Here is a 21,885-nt window from a genome sequence, read left to right as displayed (position 1 = left end):
GCTATCGGCGTCCATCTCGGGCCCGCATTCATATTTCCCGCTTGCAGCGGAGGATAAAACTATGAAAAACTAAGTCCTCGCTGGGCCCGCGCTTTCTGCGGGATCGATGGGAAGCAGGCAGGTCGCGTTCAATGGAACATAGCATCTACAAGTATATTCTGCGCTACAGCAAGAAGCAGCAGATTATACTGACGTTAATGTCGATCCTGTCTTTCCCGGCGCTTTACTATTATCTCGAGCTGCCGAAAATCATCATCAACCAGGCGATCCAGGCGGACGATATCGCCTTTCCCGTGGAATATGTCGGCGTCGAATTTGACCAGACGGACTTCCTCTACCTGACCGTCGGCCTGTTCCTGCTGATGGTGATCGTCAACCAGGCCTTCAAATATGTGATCAATGTCTATCAGGGCATCACCGGGGAGCAGATGCTGCGCCGGCTCCGTTATGAGCTCTATTGCCGGATCCTGCGTTTTCCCCTGCCGACCTTCAAGAAGAAGAGCGCGGGCGAAATCATCCCGATGATCACGGGCGAGGTCGAGCCGCTTGGCGGCTTTATTGGCGAGGCCTTCGCCCTGCCGATCTTCCAGGGCGGATATCTGGTCGTCATCGTCAGCTTTCTCGTGGTGCAGAACTGGATTATGGCGGTGGCGGCGATTGCGCTCTATCCGTTGCAGGCCTATTTCATCCCGATCCTGCAAAAGAAGGTCAATCTTCTTGGCAAGACGCGCGTGCGGCTGGTCCGCGTCCTGTCCGATCAGCTCGGCGAGTCGGTCAGCGGCGTCGAGGAAGTCCATGCCCATGACGGATCGAACTTCATGCGGGCGAACTTTTCCAACCAGCTCGACAAGATCTATGTCGTCCGCTACCGGATTTACCTGCTGAAATTCGTCATCAAGTTTCTCAACAACTTCATCCAGCAACTGGGCCCCTTCTTTTTCTATGCCATCGGCGGCACGATGGTCATCAACGGAACGCTGGAGGTCGGGACGCTGGTTGCCGCGATCGGCGCGCATAAGGAAATGGCCGCGCCCTGGAAGGAACTGCTCGCCTATTACCAGCGGCGCGAGGATGCCCGCATCAAATATGAGCAGGTCGTTGAACAGTTCGAGCCGGCCGGGATGCGCGATGAGGATAACCAGCTTATCGAACCGGAGGAAATTCCGGTGCTCACCGGGGAATTCGTCGCCGGCAATGTCGAGCTTTCGGACGATACCGGCAACAAGATCCTGGACGGGCTCAGCACCCGCTTCAGGCTGGATGAGCGGATCGCGGTCATCGGGCCCGCGGGATCGGGCCGCGAAGCGCTGACCCATGTACTCTCGCGCCTCATCGATCCGGATCGCGGCCGGCTGACGGCGGGGAAAATCAATCTCGTCACCGCGCCCGAGGCGATTGTCGGCCGCAAAATTTCCTATGTCGGCCAGCATGGCTATGTGTTCAACACGACCCTCGGCGAAAATCTTTTCTTCGGCCTCAAGCACCGGCCGCTGCATGAAAAAAGCTATGAGGGCGAGGAAGCGGAAGAGCGCGAGGCCTATATCAAGAACGCGCAGATTACCGGCAATTCGGCGGATGATATCGAGGCGGACTGGCATGACTATGCCCTTGCCGGCGTCAAGAACAAGGAGGAGCTGAACGCCCGCGCCCTCGAAGTCCTGGAGATGGTCGATCTCAGCGAGGATGTCTACCGCCTGGGCCTGCGCAGCACGATCGACCCGAAGGAGGCGCCGGAAACGGCCGAGCTGGTCCTGAACGCCCGGCGCCGGTTTTTCGAGAAGATCGAGACCGACCCGAGCCTCAAGAACATGATCGAGGCGTTCGAGCAGGACAGCTACAACACCAACGCCTCGGTCGCGGAAAACCTCCTGTTCGGCACGCCGGTCGGCGATGATTTCGATCTCGACCGGATGGCGGAGAACAAATATGTGCAGAAAATCATCGAGGAAGCGGGGCTGACGGAAACCTTCCTGAAAATGGGCTATCAGGTCGCGACGCTGATGATCGAGCTGTTCGCCGACCTGCCGCCGGATCACGAATTCTTCCAGCTTTACGGCTTTATCTCGTCCGACGACCTGCCGGAATATCAGGCGATGCTGAGCCGCATCGATTCGGAACGGCTCGACAGCCTCAAGGAAGAAGACCGGCTGCGCTTTATGTCGCTGCCCTTCAAGGTCATTCCCTCCCGTCATCGCCTCGGCGTGCTGACCGATGACATCGAGGAAAAAATCGTCGCGGCGCGGCATCGCTTCGCCGAGGAACTGCCGCCGCATCTCAAGGACAGCGTCGCCTTCTTCGACGCCGACGCCTATAACCCGGCGACCAACCTTCAGGACAATATCCTGTTCGGCAAGATCGCCTTCGGCTACGCCCAGGCCGCCGAGAAGATCGGCGCCGTGCTGGCCGATGTGGTTCAGGAAATGTCGCTGCGCAGCGCCATTATCGCCGTCGGGCTGAATTTCGCCGTCGGTTCCGCCGGCGCGCGGCTCAATGCAACGCAGCGGCAGAAACTCTGCATCGCGCGTGCTATAATCAAAAAACCGGATGTGCTGATCCTCAATCAGGCCACGTCCTCTTTCGACACCGCGACACAGACGCGCCTGATGAAGAACATTCTTGAGGAGTTCGAGGGACGCTGCCTGATCTGGTCGCTTGATCATGCGGAGAAGACCGCCGGATTCGATCATGTCCTGGTCATGCGCAGTGGCCGGGTGGTGGAGCAAGGAAATCCGGAAAAGCTGAAGCAGGGAAGCGGGCCATTTAAGGAAATGCTGTCGGCTTCCTAGAAAGAGAAGGGAGAAAATCGGTGAGCCTGAAAGAAGAAGTTGAGATCCTCCGGCAGATACCGTTGTTTGCGAAAATTGATCCCTCCAAGATCAAGTTGCTGGCCTTTACGTCCGAACGGCTGACGTTTCAGCCCGACGACCTGGTCTGCCAACAGGGCGACAATGGCGACGCCGCCTATTTCATCATGGCCGGCGAGGCCGAGGTCATCGTGGATACCCCCTCGGGTCCGCTGACGGTGGCGACGCTGGGCAAGAATGACGTGGTCGGCGAGATCGCCATCCTGATCGATGTTCCGCGAACGGCAACCATCAAGGCGAAGACGGAGCTGACGACCCTCAAGATCACCAAGGACGTCTTCTTCCGGATGGTAACGGAATTTCCGGAAATGGCGGTGGAATTGATGCGCGTGCTCGCGGAACGGCTGGTGCGGACAACGGACGATCTGCAAAAGGCAAAGGAAATGCTTCGCAACGAGTCCTAGCGGGCGACGGCCCGTCCCATTTGGAGTAGAGTCACGCGTATGAGTAACCTTATCAAGACACCCGCATAATGACCCGTTGGATTTCCGCGCTTTCCGTCTATCGCGACAAACGTATCCTGAGTATCACCCTGCTCGGCTTTTCCTCCGGCGTTCCGCTACTTCTGACCGCGAGCATCCTGCAGGCCTGGCTGACGCAGGAAAATGTCGATCTCACCTCGATCGGCCTGTTCACCCTCGTCGGGCTGCCCTACACGCTGAAATTCCTCTGGGCGCCTGTCATCGACAATATCCGCATCCCCGTGCTGTCAGCCTTGATTGGCCGGCGGCGAAGCTGGCTGCTCCTGCTCCAGGCCTTCCTGATCGCGGCGACGCTGGCGCTGGCCTTCAGCGACCCGAAGGCGGACCTTTTCCATGTCGCCGTCGCGGCGCTGGTCGTCGCCTTCGCCTCCGCCTCCTACGATATTATCGTCGATGCCTTCCGCATCGAGATCTGCGACGAGAAGAACATGGCGGCGGGCGCCGCGACCTATGTCTATGGCTATCGCGTTGCCATGTGGCTGACCGGTTTTTCCAGCTTTGTCATCGCCGATTATTTCGGCTGGACGATCAGCTATATGGTGATGGCCGCCTTTATCCTGATCGGCACCGTCACGGTCCTGTTCACCGCCGAGCCGGAGGTCGGGGAGACCGCTGCGGAAGAAAAAGCCCCGGCGACGGCAAACGCCTATCTCGACTGGCTGAAAACCTCCGTTATTGATCCCTTTCTCAATTTCATGGGCAAGCCCGACTGGCTGATCATCCTTCTCTTCACCGTGCTCTACAAGTTCGGCGACAGCCTCGCGGGCGCCATGACGAACCCCTTCTACCTGCAGACGGGCTTCACCCTCACCGAGATCGCCGAGATCGTCAAAACCCTTGGCACGGTCGCCATATTCGGCGGTCTGTTTCTGGGCGGCTGGCTGCTCGCGGCAACCACCATGTACAAGGCGCTGTGGATTTCCGGTCTGCTGCAGATGGTCTCCAACCTGATGTTCGCCGCCCAGGCCGCCATCGGGCCGGACCTTTCCTTCCTTGCGCTGACCATCGGCATCGAGAATGTGGCGAGCGGCATGGGCACCGCCGTTTTTGTCGCCTATCTGTCCAGCCTCTGCAACGTCGCCTATACGGCAACGCAATATGCCTTGCTCACCTCGCTGATGGCGGTGGCGCGCACGGTGCTGGTCTCTCCCGCCGGCTGGCTGGTCGAGCGCACCGGCTGGATCGAATTTTTCATCATCACCACCGCAGCGGCCTTGCCCGGTCTGGCGCTCCTCTGGTATCTCTCATATCGTCAGCCAATCGAACAACAAGAAGAGGCGGCCTGAAACCCCTCGGGAGTCAGTAAACAATGAATATCGCAAATCTGCTGGAGCGGACGGCCAAGACCTATCCGGACCTGCCGGCGCTGGCCTATGGCACGAAAATCACCGCCCGTTACCGCGACTATGCGGATCAGGTTGCCGGCCTCGCCGGGGCGCTGCGCGGCAAGCTTGGCCTCAAGGCCGGGGACCGGGTCGCGCTGATCATGAAGAACCATCCGGAATACTGGATCGCGCTGTTCGCAGTCTGGCGCGCCGGACTTGTCGCCGTGCCGGTCAATGCCAAGCTGCATATCAATGAATTCCGCTATATCCTTGAAAATTCCGACAGCCGCATTGCCTTCGCCACCGCGGAACTGGCCGATGAGCTGGCGTCCCTGATACCGGACCTTCCCGAGCTGGAGACGGTCATCTCCGTCCATGACGACAGCTATCAGGCCCTGAAAAAGGAGCCGCCCCTCGCCATGCAGGAGGCCGCGCCGAACGATCTTGCCTGGCTGTTCTACACCTCCGGCACGACCGGCAAGCCCAAGGGCGCGATGATCAGCCACCGCAACCTGCTGACCGCCGTGCTCAGCTATTTTGCCGATGTCACCTCGATCGACCCGGGCGATGCGGTGATCCATGCCGCGCCGCAGACCCATGGTTCGGGCATGTATGGCCTGCCGCTGATCGCCAAGGCGGGCATTCAGGTGACCCCGGAAAGCGGCGGTTTCGATCCTGCGGAAACGCTTGAGCTGATCAATCATTATCCCAATTCCTGTTTCTTCTTCGCGCCGACCATGGTCCATCGGCTGATCTCCAGCCCGGCCTTCGAGGGGGCGGATACCAGCAACCTCAAGGTCATTGTCTATGGCGGCGGCCCGATGTATGAGGCGGATATCCGCCGCGCCATCGAGGCGCTCGGCCCCCGTTTCGCGCAGATCTACGGGCAGGGGGAATCGCCCATGACCATCACCGGCCTTTCCATAGCGCTGATCCGCGACGAAACCCATCCAAGACGCAGCGAAATCCTCGCCTCCGTCGGGACGGAGCGCACGGATGTCGAGGTCAGGGTGGTCGATGCCGACGACAATCCACTTCCCGCCGGCGAAGTCGGCGAGGTGGTGGTGCGCGGCGATGTGGTCATGCAGGGATACTGGAAAAACCCCGAGGCGACCGCCGAAACCCTGCGCGGCGGCTGGCTGCATACCGGCGATATGGGCTGTTTCGACGAGGAGGGGTTCCTTACGTTGAAGGACCGCTCGAAAGACATGATCATCTCCGGCGGCACCAACATCTATCCGCGCGAGATAGAGGAGGCGTTGCTCACCCATCCCGCTGTCGACGAGATTTCCATCGTCGGCCGCCCGCATGCGGACTGGGGCGAAGAAGTCGTCGCCTTCGTCGTTGCCCGCAAGGGAAGCGCCGTGACGGCCGAAGAGCTCGACCGGCACTGCATCGAGCAGATTGCCCGCTTCAAGCGGCCGAAGGAATATTTCTTTATCGAGGAATTGCCCAAAAACAACTACGGCAAGGTCCTGAAGACGGAACTGCGGGAGCGGCTGGGCAGTTAGTCCCGCCCGGTCATGAGGCCAGCTTGCGGATGGCGGCGGCGGGGACGGAGGCATTTTCGACACCCCAGAGGCCATCGGTATATTGCGTAAAAGGGGCCGAGCCATACCAGCTCGTCCGGCCGCGCCAGTATTTCTCCTTGTCATCCTGATAGGGGTTCGGGGCGTTTGCTTCACTGAGGCGGAGGCGGATATCCCCGCGACTTCCGGTGAGGCGCTTGAGCTCGAAATTCGTAATCTCGCTCGCCTGAAACGCCCTTTCATGCACGCGGAACAGGCCCTTGCGCAGGATGACCACGCGCTTGTCCGTCACGAAATAGGCCGTGCGATACGCGCGCCAGCCATAGCGCAGCGGACTTGAGAGAAGCCAGAAGGAGCCGAGCGCCAGCACAATCTCGGGCAGGCGCGGATCGCTGATCCCCTCGGACGTCCACCAGAAGGCGGCGAGCAGGGCGGTCAGGAAAGCGCCCGCAATGCAGAACCAGAAATTAAAGAAGAGGGAGCGGAAAATGCCCGGCCTGCCTGACCAGATCAGCGTTTCATCCGGCCAGAGAACAGAATCGCGAAACCAGGTTTCTGCGGGAGAATAGGGTGGCGCGGCAGGGGTCATTTCACATCCTCATGATTTGGGTATATATTAAGGGCAATGGGTGCGCATAAACAACCTTGAGGAAATAATGAACAACAAGCTCACGCGGCCGATAACGGATGAGGAAATCAGGACATTTCAGGAGGATGGCGTCGTCTGTCTTCGCGGCTTTTTCGATATGGACTGGGTCGAACGCCTGCGCGATCTGATCGACGAGGATATCGCCAATCCATCGGGCATGGTCAAAAGCATCGATGCCAAGGGCGCGAGCGGCTTTTTCTTCGGCGATACCTTTGTCTGCCATCATCTCGACGGTTTCAAGGATGCGGTGTTCAATTCCCCGGCGGCCCGGATTGCCGCCTCGATCCTGAAGGCGAAGAAGGTCAATCTGCTGTTCGACCAGATTCTGGTGAAGGAGCCGGACACCTCCACCCCGACGCCCTGGCATCAGGATTATACCTACTGGCCCGTCGCGGGGGATCAGGTGGCGACGCTCTGGCTCGCGCTCGATCCCGTCACCTTCGAGAGCGGCGCGGTGGAATATCTTCGCGGCTCGCATCGCTGGGGCAAGAAATTTCTCGCCATCAGCTTCGATCCCGACCAGAAGTATGAGGAGGAACTGCCCGAAGTGCCCGACGTGGAAGCCGCGCGCGAGGAATATGACATCGTCTCATTCGAGCTGGAACCGGGGGACTGCACACTTCATCACGGCCTGACCCTGCATGGGGCGCAGCCGAACCGGACGCCGAATGTCCGCCGCCGCGCCTATATCCAGCGCTGGGCCGGCCATGATGTCACCTATAATCCGCGGCCAAATCTTCAGAAAATGCTGCGCGATCCGATGATTCCGCCCGGCGCGCCCCTCGATAGCGACCTTTTCCCGGTCGTCTGGCAGGCCTAGCCCGCTTTTCGCGCACGCGCGGCGGTTTCCCTATCCAGATACAGCTCCTCAAGGGCCGCGAGCCCCTTGAAGAGCGCGGCGCTGTTTTCCGTGCCCAAGCGGGCGATCATTTCCTTTTCTATCTGCTGCATCTTCGGCACCAGCTTTTCATAGGCCCGTTTTCCCGTCGCCGTCAGGGTAATGCGTTCCAGCCGCCGGTCATTTTCATCAACCTCCCGCACCAGCCAGCGTTTCTGTTCCAGCGCGAAGATGGCGCGGCTGACCTTCGTCTTATGCATGGTCGAGTAATAGGAGATCTCGGTCGCCGTCATCGTGCCCTTCTGGCCCAGCAGCGCAAAGGCCCGCCATTCCGGCCGTGTCATTCCATATTCCGATTTGTAGGTGACACTCGCATTGCGACTGAGCGCCTCGGCCAGGCGATTGAAGCGGTAGGGAAGAAATTCCTCCAAAACGAGATTCATCAAAAAAAACTTTCTTGATAGTTACAAAACAGACTGTTACAAATGTTACTAATTTCTACGGAGAAGATCAACAAGGATTTGTCCCAATGGCTCTTGCCTACATGACCGGTTTCAATAATGAATTTGAAACGGAGGCGCTTCCCGGCGCGTTGCCGCAAGGTCGCAACAGCCCCCAGAGATGCGCCTATGGTCTCTATGCTGAACAGTTTTCGGGCACTGCCTTCACCGCGCCCAACGCGACGAACGCCCGAAGCTGGCTCTACCGGATGCGCCCCTCTGTCCGCCATGTGCGGCATTTCACGCCGGCGGATCGGCCGCTGTGGCTGTCCGCGCCCGCTGTCTATGAAAACGCCCCGCTCGGGCAGTTCCGCTGGAACCCGATTCCCCTGCCCGACGACGCGACATCATTTATCGGCGGGATTCGCACCATCACCACGGCGGGCAGCGTCCTCTCCCAGGCAGGAATGGCGGCGCATGTCTATGGCGCCAACAAAGGCATGACTGATGACTATTTCTTCAATGCGGACGGGGAGATGCTGCTGGTGCCGGAGATGGGCCGGCTCCGGATCGTAAGCGAGCTTGGCATATTGGAGGTCGAGCCGCTGGAGATCTGCGTGCTGCCGCGCGGCATGATGTTCCGGGTGGAGCTGATGGACGGCAAGGCGAGAGGCTATATCTGCGAGAATTACGGCCCGCGCTTCACGCTCCCTGAACGGGGGCCGATCGGCGCGAACGGTCTCGCCAATCCGCGCGACTTCAAAACCCCCACCGCCGCCTATGAGGAGAAGGAAACCCCCTGCCGGGTGGAGGTGAAATGGGGCGGAAAGTTTTTCCAGACCGAAATCGGTCATTCTCCGCTCGATGTCGTCGCCTGGCACGGTAACTATGCGCCCTATAAATATGATCTACGCCATTACAACACCATCGGGTCGATCTCCTTCGATCATCCCGACCCGTCGATCTTCACGGTGCTGACGGCGCCAACGGGGGAGCCCGGGACGGCGAATATCGACCTCGCCATCTTTCCGCCGCGCTGGATGGTGGCGGAGGATACCTTCCGCCCGCCCTGGTACCACCGCAATATCATGAGCGAGTTCATGGGCCTGATCGAAGGGCAATATGACGCGAAGGAGGAAGGCTTCCTGCCCGGCGGGATCAGCCTGCATAACATGATGCTGCCGCATGGGCCGGATACCTTCGGCTTTGAAAAGGCGAGCCATGCGGACCTGTCTCCGCAAAAACTCGACAATACCATGGCCTTTATGTTCGAAACCCGCCTGCCGCAGCTCGTCACCGAGTTCGCCGCGCGGCACGACAGCCTGCAAAAGGACTATATCAAGTGCTGGGACGGGCTTGAGAAGAAATTTGATGGAACCATTGAGGGGAAGACATGAAGCTTGCAACCTTGAAAGACGGCAGCCGGGACGGAAAGCTCGTCATTGTCACGAGGGATCTTTCCCGCTGCGTCGCCGTGCCGGAGATTTCCGACCATTTACAGGGCGCCCTCGATAACTGGACGGAAGCGGCCCCGAAACTCCGCAAGATCGCGGAAAAGCTGGAGAGTGACGGGTCTTTGGGTGAGAAATTCGACGAACGCACGGCGCATTCTCCGCTGCCGCGCGCCTATCAATGGGCGGACGGCTCGGCCTATGTCAATCATGTGGAGCTGGTGCGCAAGGCGCGCGGGGCGGAAATGCCGCCGTCCTTCTGGACCGATCCGTTGATGTATCAGGGCGGATCGGACAGCTTCCTCGCGCCCCATGACCCGATCCGCATGGCCGATGAGGCCTATGGCATCGATATGGAGGGGGAAATCGCTGTGATCGTCGATGATGTGCCGATGGGTGCGACGGCGGATCAGGCGCGGGCGGCCATCCGTCTCATTATGATCGCCAATGACGTCTCCTTGCGCGGCTTGATCCCGGCGGAACTTGGCAAGGGGTTCGGCTTTTTCCATGCCAAACCGTCGAGTGCCTTCGCCCCTGTCGCCGTGACGCCCGACGAACTTGGCGAGGCCTGGGACGGCGGACGGCTGCATCTGCCGCTCCTTGTTGACTATAACGGAAAGCCCTTTGGCAAGGCCAATGCGGGCATCGACATGACCTTCGATTTTGGCGAGCTGATCGCCCATGCGGCGAAAACCCGCCCGCTCTGCGCCGGTTCGATCATCGGCTCGGGCACCGTCTCCAACAAGCTCGGCGACGGGCCCGGGAAATCCATCGCGGAGGGCGGCGCCGGATATTCCTGCATCGCGGAAATCCGCATGATCGAGATGATCAACGGCGGCAAGCCCGTCACCCCCTTCATGAAATTCGGCGATACCGTGCGAATTGAGATGAAAGATGCAACCGGCGCCTCCATCTTCGGCGCGATTGACCAGACTGTTGAAAAATACACCGCGCCCGGCGCGTAAACCTATAGGGAAAACATCATGAGCAAAGCATTTGCCTCGCAAGGCGACATGGAAGAAAAAACCATCTCCTTCACCGAAATCGGCCGCGATCTCTGGGCCTTCACGGCGGAGGGGGACCCCAATACCGGCGTGATCATCGGTGATGACAGCGTGATGGTCATCGATACGCAGGCGACCCCGCGCATGGCCAATATGGTGATCGAACGCATTCGCTCCGTCACCGACAAGCCGATAAAATATGTCGTTCTCTCCCATTATCATGCGGTCCGGGTGCTCGGTGCTTCCGCCTATCAGGCCGAGGAAATCATTGCCTCCGATAAATGCCGCGCCATGGTCGCCGAACGCGGACAGGAAGACTGGGACAGCGAGTTTGAACGCTTCCCGCGCCTGTTCGAAGGGCATGAAGGGATTCCCAGCCTCACCTGGCCCACCATGACTTTTTCGAAAAAGATGACCGTCTATCTTGGAAAGCGGCGCGTCGATCTGATGCATCTCGGCCGCGCCCATACCGCCGGTGATGTGGTGGTCCATGTGCCGGATGCGGGTGTGATCTTTTCGGGCGACGTGGTCGAGTATCATTCTGCCTGCTATTGCGGAGACGGGCATTTCAACGACTGGGGCAAGACCCTGGACGCCATCGCCGCCTTCAACCCGAAATCCATCGTGCCCGGGCGCGGCGATGCGCTTGTCGGTGATGAGATGGTGACGGCCGCCCTCACCAACACCCGCGATTTCGTCGAAAGCACCTATCGCCCGGTCGCCGCCGTTGTCGCGCGCGGGGGCAGCCTGAAAGAGGCCTGGGATGCGGTGCGCGCCGAGTGCGATCCGAAATTCGCCGATTATGCCATTTACGAGCATTGCCTGCCGTTCAATGTCGCCCGCGCCTATGACGAGGCGCAGGGAATCGATACCCCGCGCATCTGGACGGCGGCGCGGGACAAGGAAATGTGGGCGTCCTTGCAGGGTTAATCCGGCCATGCATTATGAAAACAGGGAATATCCGTTTCGAACGCCGCCGGAGCTGAAGGGCGAGACCCCGGGCCGATACCCCGTCGCCATTGTCGGCGCGGGGCCCATCGGCATGGCTATGGCGATTGATCTGGCGCTGAAGGGCATCCGCTCGGTCATTCTGGACGATAATAATGTGGTCTCCGTCGGTTCCCGCGCCATCTGCTGGGCCAAACGCACCCTTGAAATCTTCGACCGTCTCGGCATCGGGGACAGGATGCTAGAAAAAGGCGTCACCTGGAAGGTCGGTCGTTTGTTTCATGGCGACAAAGAAGTCTACAACTTCGATCTGCTGCCCGATGACGCCCATAAAATGCCGGCCTTCGTCAATCTTCAGCAATATTATGTGGAGGAATATCTCGTTGACCGGATTGCCGATTTCCCGGACCTCATTGATCTCCGCTGGCTGAGCAAGGTGACGGGGGAAGAGGTTGTGGCGGATGGCGTCACGCTGACCGTGCAGACAGCGGAGGGGGATTACCAGCTTGCCGCCGACTATGTGCTTGCCTGCGACGGGGCGAAATCCCGGATCCGCCAGCGCATGGGCCTCAAATTCGAGGGGCATACCTTCGAGGAACATTTCCTGATCACCGATGTGGATATGCCAAAGCCCCCGTTCGAGAGCGAGACGCCGGAACGCTGGTTCTGGTTCAAGCCGCCCTTTCACACGGGGCAGTCCGCCCTCCTCCACAAGCAGCCGGATGATATCTATCGCATTGATTTACAGCTGGAATTCGGCTCCGACCCGGCCGAGGAAGCGAAGCCCGAGAAGGTGATCCCGCGGCTCAAGCAGATTGTCGGGGACCGCGCGTTCGAGATTGACTGGGTCAGCGTCTACAGCTTTACCTGCGCGATGCTGGAAAAATTCGTTCATGGCCGGGTGATTTTCGTCGGCGACAGCGCCCATGTGGTTTCCCCCTTTGGGGCGCGCGGCGGCAATGGCGGCATTCAGGATGTCGATAATCTGGGCTGGAAGCTGGCCGCTGTCCTCAAAGGCGAGGCGCCGCCGGACTTGCTGATGACCTATGATGAGGAACGGCGCCATGGCGCAGCCGAAAATATCATGAATTCCTCCCGCGCGACCAACTTCATGACCCCGAAATCGAAGATGGAGGCGGTGTTCCGCGATGCCGTCCTCAACCTCGCGAGCGATCTGCCCTTCGCCCGCCGCCTCGTGAATTCGGGCCGGTTGTCGGTGCCCTGCTCGCTGGAAGGGTTGGCCCTGCAGAGCCCGCGCAGAACGGACCGGGGCCTCGCGCCCGGTACCCCCTGCCCCGATGCCCCGCTTGGCGAGGGCTGGCTCCTCAACAAGCTCGGCGGCGAATTCATGCTGCTCACGGTCGGGAAAAAGACGCGCGACGATGCGCTTGCCGGCGTGAAATCCCTGCATTTCGAAAACCATCCCGACGTCACCGCCCATTATGGGGATAATATGATCTATCTGATCCGCCCGGACCAGCATGTCGCCGCCGCCTTCGAGGCGGGAACAGACGTTGCCACCCTCACTCAGGCGCTGGCCCGCGCAAAAGGCCAAGCCGCCCTGGAGACCGCATCATGAGCAAGAGAATAAGCCCCGAGGATAACCTGCAACCCCATGGCGATGAGTTTTACGAGCTGTTGATGAAGGCGCATGAGGGGCTGGATTTCGATCAATCCGCGGCGCTGAATGCCCGGCTTGTCCTGATCCTCGCCAATGAGGTGGGGGATTTAACCACCCTCTCCGCGGCCATCGACCGCGCGGCCAGAAGCTGACCGGCGGGGCGGGGATGAGCGACATCACGCTATATGACTACTGGCGGTCCAGCGCGAGCTATCGCGTTCGCATCGCGCTCAACCTCAAGGAAATCGCCTATCGCGCCGTGCCGGTCAATCTGCTGACAAGGGAGCATCTCTCCGCGGCGCATCTTGCGCGCAATCCGCAGGGTTTTGTGCCCGCACTCGATATCGACGGGCAGATGATGACGCAATCCCTCGCCATCATCGATTATCTGGAGGAAACGCGGCCGCATGTCCCGCTGCTGCCGGAAGGGCCCCTCGACCGGCAGAAGGCCCGCGCCATGGCGCATGTCGTCGCGATGGATATTCACCCCGTTTGCAACCTTAATGTCGCGGCGCGGGTGGTGGAGCTGACCAACGGCGGGGATCGGGAGAAGGCCGACTGGATGCGGCATTTCATGGCCAAGGGCCTCGCCGCCCTTGACATCATGGCGAAAGAGCCGGGACGCGGTGACTTCTGCGTCGGTGACCGGCCGACAATCGCCGATATCTGCCTGATCCCGCAGCTTTATAATGCCGAACGCTGGGGCGTCGATCTATCCGCCATGCCGCGCCTTCGCGCGATCGGCGACCGCTGCGCCGCCATCGATGCCTTTCAAAAGGCCGCCCCCGACGCCGTTCATCCGCCCGCAGCTCACTAGCCGGCGCACAACAGGCACCGTGCGCGCCCTATTTCCCGGGGCCCGCGCCAATCTCCGCCCGCCAGATCCCGACAAGTTCCGCCGCGCCGGGCACCTGCTGCATCGGCTGTTCGGTGAACCCTTCCTTCAACTCCCCGGTGAGGTCCGTCTCCTGCACCTTGGACATGAGCGCTTCCGAGATCACGACGTCCGCCCCTTTTGCGGCGACGGATTTGTCGAGGCGGCTGGCGAGCCCGATGGTATAGCCGGACAGGCTGATATCCGGATTGTCGTCGTCGCCGCCCGCATGGACGCGGACAGGGCCGAAATCGGCGGCAATGCAGAAATCGACGGTTTTTCCGGCGGGGAAATCCTGCTGCGCCGCCCAGTCCGCCAGCGCCTTCGCCAGATCCCGCGCCGCCCGGACGCAGCTTTCCGCATCTTGCGAATCGCCCTCGGGCAGGCCGAAAAGCCCCATCACATCGTCATCGCCGAACTGCTCGAGAAAGCCGCCATGGGCGGTGATTGTTTTTTCGATAAGCTGGTATAAAGAATGCAGAAACTGGACCGCCCGCGTCGGCCCGAAGCCCTTCGCGGCGGCCCGGAAACCACTCATATTGAGGAAAAGAACCGCCACATCATATTTGTTGGCCGACCGCGCGCCGAGCGCCGGACCGGCCACCGAGGTGAGCGCGACCTTTTCCCGGCGCGGCGCCGGTTCCAGCACCGGAATAAGCGAGGCCGGCTTTTTATGTTTCTGCGCCGTGGCGGGCGTTTCCTGCTTTTCCGTCGGCGGCGGCGTCACGGCCTGCACCGGCGGCTCTTTCACGGCGGGCTTTGGCGGAACCGGAAGCGCACCGGGTCCCGGCGCGGGATTGGCCGCTGGCTTGAAGGGCGCAACATTCGATGGCGGCGCCGGGCTCGCGGGCGTTTCCTCTTCCGCCGCCGCGCCCTCCACCATTTCCTCGGCTTCCCCGTCGCTCTCGTCGCTCTCGCCGCTCTTTTCCGGCTCGGCCTGGAAATCGGGCATGCCGGCAATTTCTTCCTGAACGGCAGTGAGGGTCAGGACCTCGTCTTCGGGCTTCGGCTCACCCGCCTCGTCCTCGCTCTCCTCCTCCGCGGCCGCGGTCTCCGCCATCTCCGGCTCCACTTTTCGCGCCACCCGATCGAACGTCCAGGGGGCGCTGAACTGGGTTTCCTCCGCCTCCTCGGCAGCCTTGAGGGCCAGCCGCCGCCGCCGCGAAATCTGCTTGGTCGCCACCAGCACAAGGGTGCAGATCACCATGGCCATCAGCGGGAAGGTGAGGCCGAGCCAGAGGTTGAAAAGGACAAAGGCCTGAACATTCCCGACCACCAGCAGCGCCGTCGCGATAATCGCCAGGGTGACAACCGCCCAGTTCCGCCGCGCCGCCGAGACCAGCGCGAAGAACAGGCCGATCAGCGCCAGCAGCAGGATATCGAGGACAATCACCTGCTGGGAGCGGATCAACGGATTCGCGCGCCCGAGATTGTCGATGACATTGGCAAGAAACTCGACCTCCGACATCGCCGGATCAAAGGGTGTCGTAAAGGCCCCATCGGTGACGGAGGCGGCAAAGCCCATCAGCACCAGCTTCCCCTTGAAGTTGTCCTCCGGCAGCTCGCCGGCGAGCAGGTCGGTGAATCTGGTCCGTTTGTAGCTGCCGCCGGGACCGTGGTAATTGACGGCAAGCCGCATTTTGCTATCGGTCGGGATATAGAGGCTGCCGATGCTGATCCCCTCGCCGAAATTCACTTCGATATCCGCGATCCGCATATCCGCCGAATGCCGATAGGCCTCGATCGCGAGGGAGGGATAATAGGAGCCGCCGTACCCGATCACCGGATAGGCGAACTGCCGGCTTCTCGAATGGCGCACGGAATAGGTCACATGACCGGGCTGACCGGCGGCGAGAAGTTCGGCGCCCGGCGCGAAATAGCCGCCCGCCTCGACGGGGCGCTTGACCGACGAGGTATCCCGGGTTCTGAATTCGCTATAGGCCGTCCGCTGGATCGCCGAGGGAAGCGCCGTCCGCCCGCCCGCCGACGGCGTCAGCGAGAAGACATAGGGCACCATCACATTGCCAACCTCGTTCAACGCCTTGGCAAGGTCGATATCCTGGGTCGGGTCCGACTGCTTGGCGCCCGGCGCGCTCATCCGCACCAGCCGTGGATCGAGGACGATCGTCCTCGCGCCGAGTTTCGCAAGCGCCTCGACGCCGTCGATCAGCTTGGCCGCGGAAACGGTTGTGCCCTCTCCGGCGATGGCGTCGCTGTCCTCAATCAGGATCAGTTCAATATTCCGGTCGACCGGGACCGGGCCGCGCAGGATAAACCGCCAGTCGAGCAGTTGCCCCTCGATCAGCTGGACGATCGGCTTGTCGCGCAAATTCACGAAGGCGACAATCAACGCCGCGCAGATGCCCAGAACGATCATGGCCTGGCTCATTCGTGTTATCGGGGATCGAAGGCTTTTCTTCATTCTCTGTTATACGAACCAGTCTGCGGCATGGTCATTCTTTTCGAAAAAAAATCCGGTTGATTGAAGGCCTTAGCCTATCAGCATCGGATAAATTTACTACTGATTTTTTGCGGCGAACCCCGTCAAACCGCATCTTTTGCGCCGGAACAAGCAGGGCTTTACCTCGGGCGATAAATTTGAAATACTTTGCGAACCGGTAAAGAAGAAACAACAACAACCGGTCTTCCCGAAGGGGGAGAGGGAGGAAACCATGCCCGCGCATAATTATGTCCGGCTGCGGCAGATCTGTCTGGCCGCCGCCGATATCGCCCGAACAGAGCAGGTTTTTAACAATGTCCTCGGGCTCGAGGTCTGCCACCGGTCGGAGCTGTCGCAGTTCGGGCTGGAAAATATCATGTATGCGATCAACGGCTGTTTTCTAGAGATTGTCGCGCCGACAAAGGAAAACACCGCGGTCGACCGCTTCCTTTCGCGCAACAACGGGCGGGGCGGCTATATGGCGATTTTCGACTGCGCCGATGTCGACCGCCACAAGCGCCTTGCCGGCGAGGTCGGTGTCGAGCCGATCTACGAGCGGCGGAACGAAAAGGCCGATCTTCTGCAGCTCAATCCCAAGCAGACAGGTGCCACCATGATGGAGTTCGACCACCATTATGGTGACGACGGCCTGCTCGGCCATTATGAATGGGCCGGGGACGACTGGCACCGCTTCGTCAATACTGGCGTGACCGGCGATATCCTTGGGATCGAGATTGCCAGCCCCGATGCGGCGGCGCGCGCGAAGCACTGGGCCCATATCTGTGACCGGCCGGTGACGACAGAGGGCGGCGCCGGCCGCATCACGCTCGATCACGGCTCTATCCGCTTCACGGAGAGGGCGGGGCCGGAGCTCTTTACCGCCATCGATCTCACGGCGGCCGATCCGGAGGGCATGAAACAACGCGCCGCCGCCGCGGGCTGCGCGCTGACCGACGCGGGCTTTGATTTTTGCGGCGTCGAATTCCGCCTCAAACCGGCGGCCTGACGAAAAGACACGGAAAAACAGGCGCCACGGCGCCGCATAACTGCCCTGGGAGGGGGAAACATGACGATACTGGATCTCGACAATTTCGAAACCGATTTCTGGAAGGACGTGGACAAGCGCGCGACCTGGGATGAAATCATTCCCGGCGAATTGCGCGATACCACGCCGGTCACCCTGACGCAGGAAGTGATCGCCCGCTATGCCAAGGGCGTCGGCGAGGACAATCCGCTCTATTTCGATGAGGAATACGCGAAAACAACCATTTACGGGGGTATCATCGCGCCGCCGTCGATCCATATCCTGCTGATGTTCGCCTGCACCACGACGGAGGACTGGATGCGCTCCCCCGGCACCATCAATGCCGGGCAGAACTGGTCCTATCACGTGCCGATCCGCCCGGGCGACACCATCACCATGCGCGGCACGGCGCTCGATCGCTTCATCCGCAAGGACCGGCTGTTCGCGGTCCATGAAAATACCTTTACCAACCAGTTCGGCGAAGTGGTCTGCACGGGCCGTGGCCAGACGATCCGGCCAGCCTGACCGACGAGGGAGCATAAAATGACGGCAGAAGAACAGTTTAACAAGGTCGAGGAAGGCGAGGTCATCACCGGGCGCCCCTTCACGGTCACCCGCGACACCATTCAGGCCTTCGCCGATGCGTCGCTCGACTACAACCCGCTGCATTTCGACGACAATTACATGAAGAACAAGTTCGGCAAGACCAGCTTCGACGGCGTCATCATGCATGGCATGCAGAATTTCGCGCTGATCACCCGCACGCTCACCGACTGGCTGGTCCCGCGGGGCGGCTTTCACCGGCGGCTGGAGACGCGCTGGCTGAAACCGGTGCAGCTCGGCCATACCATCACGCCCGTCGCAACCCTCCGGAACAAGAAAAGAACCGAGAAAGGCTACTGGCTGCTGTTCGATGTCGAGGTGAACAACCAGGACGGCATGCTCGTCGCCACCGGCAACGCCATGGCCGAATTCCTCGACGTGATCCCGGGACAGCGACGGTAAGGCTATAGCTTTCACCTCGTGACCGGCGACCCGTTTAGCAAGCTTTGGTCCGGTGAATTGATTGCTTTATTCCGTGTTTGTTCTCCTTTTGATAGTATATATTATCTTATTATAATATTATGGCAATGGGAAACGGGCGGGAAGATTCATTCGCGGTGAGTGAGGATGTTGACGACGCGGCCAAACGGGTCCTTGAGGTAGAAGCGGCGGACGCCCCAGGGCTCCTCCACCGGGCCGTAGAGGATGGGGATTTTCGCGGCGATGGCATTCTGATAGACCTCGTCGAGATTGTCGACCTCGATGGACAGATCGGGAACGTCGGTCCCCGAGCCGCCTTCGCGCGCGAAACTGACCTGCGGCGCGGCAAGGCCCGTGCCCACATATGTCTGTATCCAGCCGAGGTCCATTGCCATTTCCAGCCCGAGGATATCGCCGTAAAAGGCGCGGGCGCGGTCGAAATCCTGTGTCGCAATATTGACAACGATGCGCTTTACGGCCATGCCGCCGCTCCTTTCTATCCGTCAGATTTTAGGATGCCGACGCCATCATGGCGGCGGCAATTTCGTGATATCCGTTGCGTTCGGCCTCTTCCAGGGCCGACAGGCCCTCATCGATGCGGGTCTTGAGATGCGGATCGGCGCCGCGGGACAGCAGGATCTCGACCGCCCGCAAATCCCGCTGCGCCGCCGCGTAATGGAGAGGGGTCCAGTCATTGATCCCGCGCCGGTGGATATCCGCGCCATGATCAAGAAGATGCGCCAACAACTCATATTTATCCGCGCGGTCTGTCTCAAGCAGGGTGAAAAGCGCCGGAAACCCGTCGCCCGCGTCATAGTTCACATCAGCGCCGAGCGCGAGAAGCGCGTAAATCATCGCCGCGGGGGACCAGCAGAAGGCGTAATCAAGCGGCGCGCCCGCGCAGCCGAGCTCAAATGGCTGGGGGCAATTGGGAAATCCGGGCGGATCGCCGAGCAGCCGCCGGACGGTTTCAAGATCACCGGCGCGGTAGGCAGCGTCCAGTTCAATGGCCCGACGCTGTATATCGGTTGGGTCTTTTGACATGGCCGCATCATATCAGGAAATTGGCCCCGGCGAACATCGAAAATATCCGCCTCGGTTATTCCGCCGACGGCGCGCGGTAGACGCTGGTGATGGCCTCCTTCCAGGCGGCATCGGTCCAGAAATCGTCGGGCCGCGATATCCGGATCCCGCGCGCGGCAAGATCCTCACAAAAAACATCGATGATCAGGTCTTTCGTCAGGTCATTGCTGTGATCGTCATAGGCGGCGGCCTCCGCTTCATCCCGGAAGCAATATCCCTTCCAGAGAACCGACAGGCGGACAACGCCGAAGTCAAGATCGGCGACCGTCGTCCCCTCATCCGCCACCTGCCAGCGGTTGTCCGCCGTCAGGGTCAGCGTGGCGTCATGGCCGAGGGCATCATAGCGATGATGCTCCGCCTCCGGGCCGACACTGCCAACCCGGTGGTACATATATTCATTATCGGCAAGCACGCAGCAGTTGGAATAGGGCGGCCGCTCGGTCTTCGAGGGCGCGTCCAGGCCGTCGGGCCAGTATTCGAACTCCCCGCCCTCGCCGTCATAGAACCAGGTGATCGCCGAGGCTACCGGCACCGCCCAATTGTGAAAGAGCCCGGAATAGCCCATCGGCTCCAGCATCCAGCTCGGCACCTCGCGGTTCTGCGCGCCCCGGAAAAACGGCAGGTCCTGATGCGCCGGAAGCCCCGCGGCCGGGAGGTTGAGATTGGTCATCATGGCGACGGGGCGGATCACCTCGGCCTGGAAGGAGGCTTTCGCCGCATCGATAAATCGCTGGTTATGAAAGTACGGCTCGGCGCCGTCGAAAACGACCTTGCCGCCCAGCGCCCAGAAATTGCGGAACCAGCCGCCCGAGGTTTCCCCCGTGTTGCGATGCACCGCCGATAAGGTCTTGTAGGGACTGCCCTTCCTGATCAGGGCGACGACGCCGTCCGGGTCGTCAAATGCCGGATCGAGCCGGACCGGCGGCGCGAGAAGATGTTTCGGGCGGACAGTGAGCGCAATCCCCATGGCGGTTTCCCCTTGTTCTTGTTTTCCGAAAGTATGGCACAATCGGGGCTGGGCGGCAAATACCGCGATCCGCCCTACTCCGCCGGGGACAGCGTCGTCTGTGGCGATGGGCGCACCCGGCCGGGGAGGATCAGCGCGGCCAGCGAAATAAATACCGCGACAATGGCAACGACGGTGATCACCCCCTGAAAACCGGCGCCGGATTCGAGGATAAAGCGGGCCGCCATGAGCGACAGGGCGCCGATCACCAGATTCAGCATCAGCTTGACCGACATGACTTTCGTCCGCCAGACATCCGGCACATAGCGGGCGATCACCGTATCGGTGATCGGGATCTGGCCAAAGACGAAGGCCATGGCGGCCAGCGTCGCGGCAAACAAGGCATAGTTTGTCTGCAACGCCATGATGCCGATCAGCACCGGCTGCGCGAGCGCAATCGCAAAGAGCACCGGCTTGATCCGGTAGGTGTCAATCAAACGACCGACCACGAGCTGCGCAAAGGCGGCAATGGCATACACCAGCGCCGCCAGCAGCCCCGTGGTGGCGATATTCGTGGTGACGTCCGGCAGGCTCACCTCGAACATGCGGGGGATGACGAAGGTCATGGTGCCGAAGACAAATCCGCCGGCCGAGGTGACCAGCGAGATCGCGACCAGCGCCCGTTTCCAGCCGGGCATGAAGCCGACAATCTCTTTCTCACCGGTCGCGTAACTCGGCGCGGCGCCGCCGCCCCGGCGCACGAAGACAAGAAAGGCGATACCGGCCAGAATGGCGACAATCCCCGGCAGGATGAAGGCAAGCTGCCAGTTATAGCCGGCAAGGATAAAGCCGGTGATCAACGGCGCGGCGGCCACGCCCATATTGCCCCAGACGCCGTTCATCCCGACGCGCCAGCCGACGCGGCCGCCGCCCTGGACGACCATGGCGATGCCGACCGGATGATAGATCGAGGCAAACAGGCCGATCGCGGCAAGGCCGACCGCTATCTGCAGCGGGGATTGCGCGAACCCCGTGGCGATGGCCGAGATGCCGATCCCGACGAAGAAGACCGTCATCATACCGACGCGGTTCCATTTATCCGCCAGATAGGCGGCAAGCGGCGCCCCGGCGCCAAACAGGACCAGCGACGGGATGCCATAGGGCAGCATTTCCGCATAGGCGCCGTCTTCCGCAAGGCCGAAGGCGAGGCCGGCGCTGAAGGCCGCTTTTGCGAAAATCAGCATGAACAGATGGTCGACGAAGTGACCGAAGTTGAGAAAAGTAAACCGAACCTGCTGCTGGGTCACGAGATATTCCTGCTATTGGGCGGGGCCTGAAGCCCTT

21 protein-coding genes are annotated in these 21,885 nt (G+C 60.7%); 14 read left to right on the top strand and 7 right to left on the bottom strand.

The genetic code is table 11. From position 1 onward, the window contains the following. The first annotated feature begins 131 nt into the window (after positions 1-131). From GQF03_RS17700 to GQF03_RS17685, 4 genes are all read left to right on the top strand, one after another. Positions 132-2,786, top strand: coding sequence for an ABC transporter transmembrane domain-containing protein (locus GQF03_RS17700; protein WP_161340629.1), 2,655 nt, complete (start codon positions 132-134; stop codon positions 2,784-2,786). 20 nt (positions 2,787-2,806) lie between these two features. Further along, positions 2,807-3,268, top strand: coding sequence for a cyclic nucleotide-binding domain-containing protein (locus tag GQF03_RS17695; RefSeq protein WP_161340628.1), 462 nt, complete (start codon positions 2,807-2,809; stop codon positions 3,266-3,268). A 68-nt stretch (positions 3,269-3,336) separates the two neighbouring features. Continuing rightward, positions 3,337-4,632 (top strand): AmpG family muropeptide MFS transporter, encoded by a 1,296-nt coding sequence (locus GQF03_RS17690; protein WP_161340627.1) that lies wholly within the window; start codon positions 3,337-3,339, stop codon positions 4,630-4,632. A 23-nt stretch (positions 4,633-4,655) separates the two neighbouring features. Continuing rightward, on the top strand, positions 4,656-6,182 hold the full coding sequence (locus tag GQF03_RS17685; RefSeq protein WP_161340626.1) for an acyl-CoA synthetase: 1,527 nt from the start codon (positions 4,656-4,658) through the stop codon (positions 6,180-6,182). 10 nt (positions 6,183-6,192) lie between these two features. Here GQF03_RS17685 and GQF03_RS17680 read toward each other — a convergent pair whose 3' ends face one another. Then, complete coding sequence (locus GQF03_RS17680; protein ID WP_161340625.1) at positions 6,193-6,789, bottom strand: PH domain-containing protein; 597 nt, start codon at positions 6,787-6,789, stop codon at positions 6,193-6,195. 67 nt (positions 6,790-6,856) lie between these two features. Here GQF03_RS17680 and GQF03_RS17675 point away from each other — a divergent pair, with 67 nt between their 5' ends. Next, a complete protein-coding gene (locus GQF03_RS17675) occupies positions 6,857-7,669 on the top strand; it encodes a phytanoyl-CoA dioxygenase family protein (protein WP_161340624.1) in 813 nt (270 codons plus the stop codon). Here the strand turns inward: GQF03_RS17675 and GQF03_RS17670 are convergent. Beyond that, the gene (locus GQF03_RS17670; RefSeq protein WP_161340623.1) at positions 7,666-8,130 is read right to left on the bottom strand and encodes a MarR family transcriptional regulator; all 465 of its coding nucleotides are present in this window, start codon (positions 8,128-8,130) and stop codon (positions 7,666-7,668) included. The two genes, GQF03_RS17675 and GQF03_RS17670, sit on opposite strands and share 4 nt — an antisense overlap. A gap of 86 nt (positions 8,131-8,216) precedes the next feature. Between GQF03_RS17670 and hmgA the strand changes: the two genes are divergently transcribed. The 6 genes from hmgA to maiA are packed head-to-tail and all read left to right on the top strand — an operon-like array spanning position 8,217 to position 13,968. Beyond that, entirely contained in the window at positions 8,217-9,524 is a 1,308-nt protein-coding gene (gene hmgA, locus GQF03_RS17665) for a homogentisate 1,2-dioxygenase (protein ID WP_161340622.1), read from the top strand. Beyond that, positions 9,521-10,543, top strand: coding sequence for a fumarylacetoacetate hydrolase family protein (locus GQF03_RS17660; RefSeq protein ID WP_161340621.1), 1,023 nt, complete (start codon positions 9,521-9,523; stop codon positions 10,541-10,543). Before hmgA ends, GQF03_RS17660 begins: the two co-directional genes overlap by 4 nt. 18 nt (positions 10,544-10,561) lie before the next feature. Further along, positions 10,562-11,512, top strand: coding sequence for an MBL fold metallo-hydrolase (locus tag GQF03_RS17655; RefSeq protein WP_161340620.1), 951 nt, complete (start codon positions 10,562-10,564; stop codon positions 11,510-11,512). Positions 11,513-11,519: 7 nt separating this feature from the next. Beyond that, a complete protein-coding gene (locus GQF03_RS17650) occupies positions 11,520-13,109 on the top strand; it encodes an FAD-dependent oxidoreductase (protein ID WP_161340619.1) in 1,590 nt (529 codons plus the stop codon). Then, positions 13,106-13,303 carry a DUF2783 domain-containing protein gene (locus GQF03_RS17645; RefSeq protein ID WP_161340618.1) on the top strand — a complete coding sequence of 66 codons (198 nt, stop codon included), beginning with the start codon at positions 13,106-13,108 and terminating at the stop codon, positions 13,301-13,303. Before GQF03_RS17650 ends, GQF03_RS17645 begins: the two co-directional genes overlap by 4 nt. A 14-nt stretch (positions 13,304-13,317) precedes the next feature. Continuing rightward, complete coding sequence (gene maiA / locus GQF03_RS17640; protein ID WP_161340617.1) at positions 13,318-13,968, top strand: maleylacetoacetate isomerase; 651 nt, start codon at positions 13,318-13,320, stop codon at positions 13,966-13,968. A gap of 28 nt (positions 13,969-13,996) precedes the next feature. Here the strand turns inward: maiA and GQF03_RS17635 are convergent, their stop codons facing one another. After that, a complete protein-coding gene (locus tag GQF03_RS17635) occupies positions 13,997-16,414 on the bottom strand; it encodes an adenylate/guanylate cyclase domain-containing protein (RefSeq protein ID WP_161340616.1) in 2,418 nt (805 codons plus the stop codon). A 283-nt stretch (positions 16,415-16,697) separates the two neighbouring features. On the opposite strand from GQF03_RS17635, the gene GQF03_RS17630 reads away from it, so the two are divergent. The 3 genes from GQF03_RS17630 to GQF03_RS17620 are packed head-to-tail and all read left to right on the top strand — an operon-like array spanning position 16,698 to position 18,494. Next, positions 16,698-17,471, top strand: a complete 774-nt coding sequence (locus GQF03_RS17630) for a VOC family protein (protein ID WP_161340615.1) — start codon at positions 16,698-16,700, stop codon at positions 17,469-17,471. 60 nt (positions 17,472-17,531) lie between these two features. Beyond that, positions 17,532-18,014, top strand: coding sequence for a MaoC family dehydratase (locus tag GQF03_RS17625; RefSeq protein ID WP_161340614.1), 483 nt, complete (start codon positions 17,532-17,534; stop codon positions 18,012-18,014). 18 nt (positions 18,015-18,032) lie between these two features. Continuing rightward, entirely contained in the window at positions 18,033-18,494 is a 462-nt protein-coding gene (locus GQF03_RS17620) for a MaoC family dehydratase (RefSeq protein WP_161340613.1), read from the top strand. A 146-nt stretch (positions 18,495-18,640) separates the two neighbouring features. On the opposite strand, the gene GQF03_RS17615 is transcribed toward GQF03_RS17620, so the two are convergent. The 4 genes from GQF03_RS17615 to GQF03_RS17600 all read right to left on the bottom strand — a co-directional run bounded on the left by GQF03_RS17615 (position 18,641) and on the right by GQF03_RS17600 (position 21,848). After that, on the bottom strand, positions 18,641-18,994 hold the full coding sequence (locus GQF03_RS17615; RefSeq protein WP_161340612.1) for a VOC family protein: 354 nt from the start codon (positions 18,992-18,994) through the stop codon (positions 18,641-18,643). A 28-nt stretch (positions 18,995-19,022) separates the two neighbouring features. Then, on the bottom strand, positions 19,023-19,556 hold the full coding sequence (locus GQF03_RS17610) for an ankyrin repeat domain-containing protein (RefSeq protein WP_161340611.1): 534 nt from the start codon (positions 19,554-19,556) through the stop codon (positions 19,023-19,025). Between the two features lie 55 nt (positions 19,557-19,611). After that, on the bottom strand, positions 19,612-20,562 hold the full coding sequence (locus GQF03_RS17605) for a hypothetical protein (RefSeq protein WP_161340610.1): 951 nt from the start codon (positions 20,560-20,562) through the stop codon (positions 19,612-19,614). A 74-nt stretch (positions 20,563-20,636) separates the two neighbouring features. After that, positions 20,637-21,848 (bottom strand): MFS transporter, encoded by a 1,212-nt coding sequence (locus GQF03_RS17600; RefSeq protein WP_206375889.1) that lies wholly within the window; start codon positions 21,846-21,848, stop codon positions 20,637-20,639. Positions 21,849-21,885: the final 37 nt, after the last annotated feature.

It is taken from the genome of Sneathiella chungangensis (assembly GCF_009882935.1).
GTDB classification, from domain to species: Bacteria; Pseudomonadota; Alphaproteobacteria; order Sneathiellales; family Sneathiellaceae; genus Sneathiella; species Sneathiella chungangensis.
Note: the sequence above shows the minus strand (reverse complement) of the source record. Positions and strands in the feature narration are given on the sequence as shown.

Coding starts and splice junctions, on each gene's coding strand:
- GQF03_RS17685 (WP_161340626.1), top strand. CDS start 4,656: ATGAATATCGCAAATCTGCTGGAGCGGACGGCCAAGACCTATCCGGAC.
- GQF03_RS17645 (WP_161340618.1), top strand. CDS start 13,106: ATGAGCAAGAGAATAAGCCCCGAGGATAACCTGCAACCCCATGGCGAT.
- GQF03_RS17650 (WP_161340619.1), top strand. CDS start 11,520: ATGCATTATGAAAACAGGGAATATCCGTTTCGAACGCCGCCGGAGCTG.
- GQF03_RS17625 (WP_161340614.1), top strand. CDS start 17,532: ATGACGATACTGGATCTCGACAATTTCGAAACCGATTTCTGGAAGGAC.
- GQF03_RS17690 (WP_161340627.1), top strand. CDS start 3,337: ATGACCCGTTGGATTTCCGCGCTTTCCGTCTATCGCGACAAACGTATC.
- GQF03_RS17635 (WP_161340616.1), bottom strand. CDS start 16,414: ATGAGCCAGGCCATGATCGTTCTGGGCATCTGCGCGGCGTTGATTGTC.
- GQF03_RS17680 (WP_161340625.1), bottom strand. CDS start 6,789: ATGACCCCTGCCGCGCCACCCTATTCTCCCGCAGAAACCTGGTTTCGC.
- GQF03_RS17655 (WP_161340620.1), top strand. CDS start 10,562: ATGAGCAAAGCATTTGCCTCGCAAGGCGACATGGAAGAAAAAACCATC.
- GQF03_RS17630 (WP_161340615.1), top strand. CDS start 16,698: ATGCCCGCGCATAATTATGTCCGGCTGCGGCAGATCTGTCTGGCCGCC.
- GQF03_RS17620 (WP_161340613.1), top strand. CDS start 18,033: ATGACGGCAGAAGAACAGTTTAACAAGGTCGAGGAAGGCGAGGTCATC.
- GQF03_RS17675 (WP_161340624.1), top strand. CDS start 6,857: ATGAACAACAAGCTCACGCGGCCGATAACGGATGAGGAAATCAGGACA.
- GQF03_RS17605 (WP_161340610.1), bottom strand. CDS start 20,562: ATGGGGATTGCGCTCACTGTCCGCCCGAAACATCTTCTCGCGCCGCCG.
- GQF03_RS17700 (WP_161340629.1), top strand. CDS start 132: ATGGAACATAGCATCTACAAGTATATTCTGCGCTACAGCAAGAAGCAG.
- GQF03_RS17615 (WP_161340612.1), bottom strand. CDS start 18,994: ATGGCCGTAAAGCGCATCGTTGTCAATATTGCGACACAGGATTTCGAC.
- GQF03_RS17670 (WP_161340623.1), bottom strand. CDS start 8,130: ATGAATCTCGTTTTGGAGGAATTTCTTCCCTACCGCTTCAATCGCCTG.
- GQF03_RS17610 (WP_161340611.1), bottom strand. CDS start 19,556: ATGTCAAAAGACCCAACCGATATACAGCGTCGGGCCATTGAACTGGAC.
- maiA (WP_161340617.1), top strand. CDS start 13,318: ATGAGCGACATCACGCTATATGACTACTGGCGGTCCAGCGCGAGCTAT.
- GQF03_RS17660 (WP_161340621.1), top strand. CDS start 9,521: ATGAAGCTTGCAACCTTGAAAGACGGCAGCCGGGACGGAAAGCTCGTC.
- hmgA (WP_161340622.1), top strand. CDS start 8,217: ATGGCTCTTGCCTACATGACCGGTTTCAATAATGAATTTGAAACGGAG.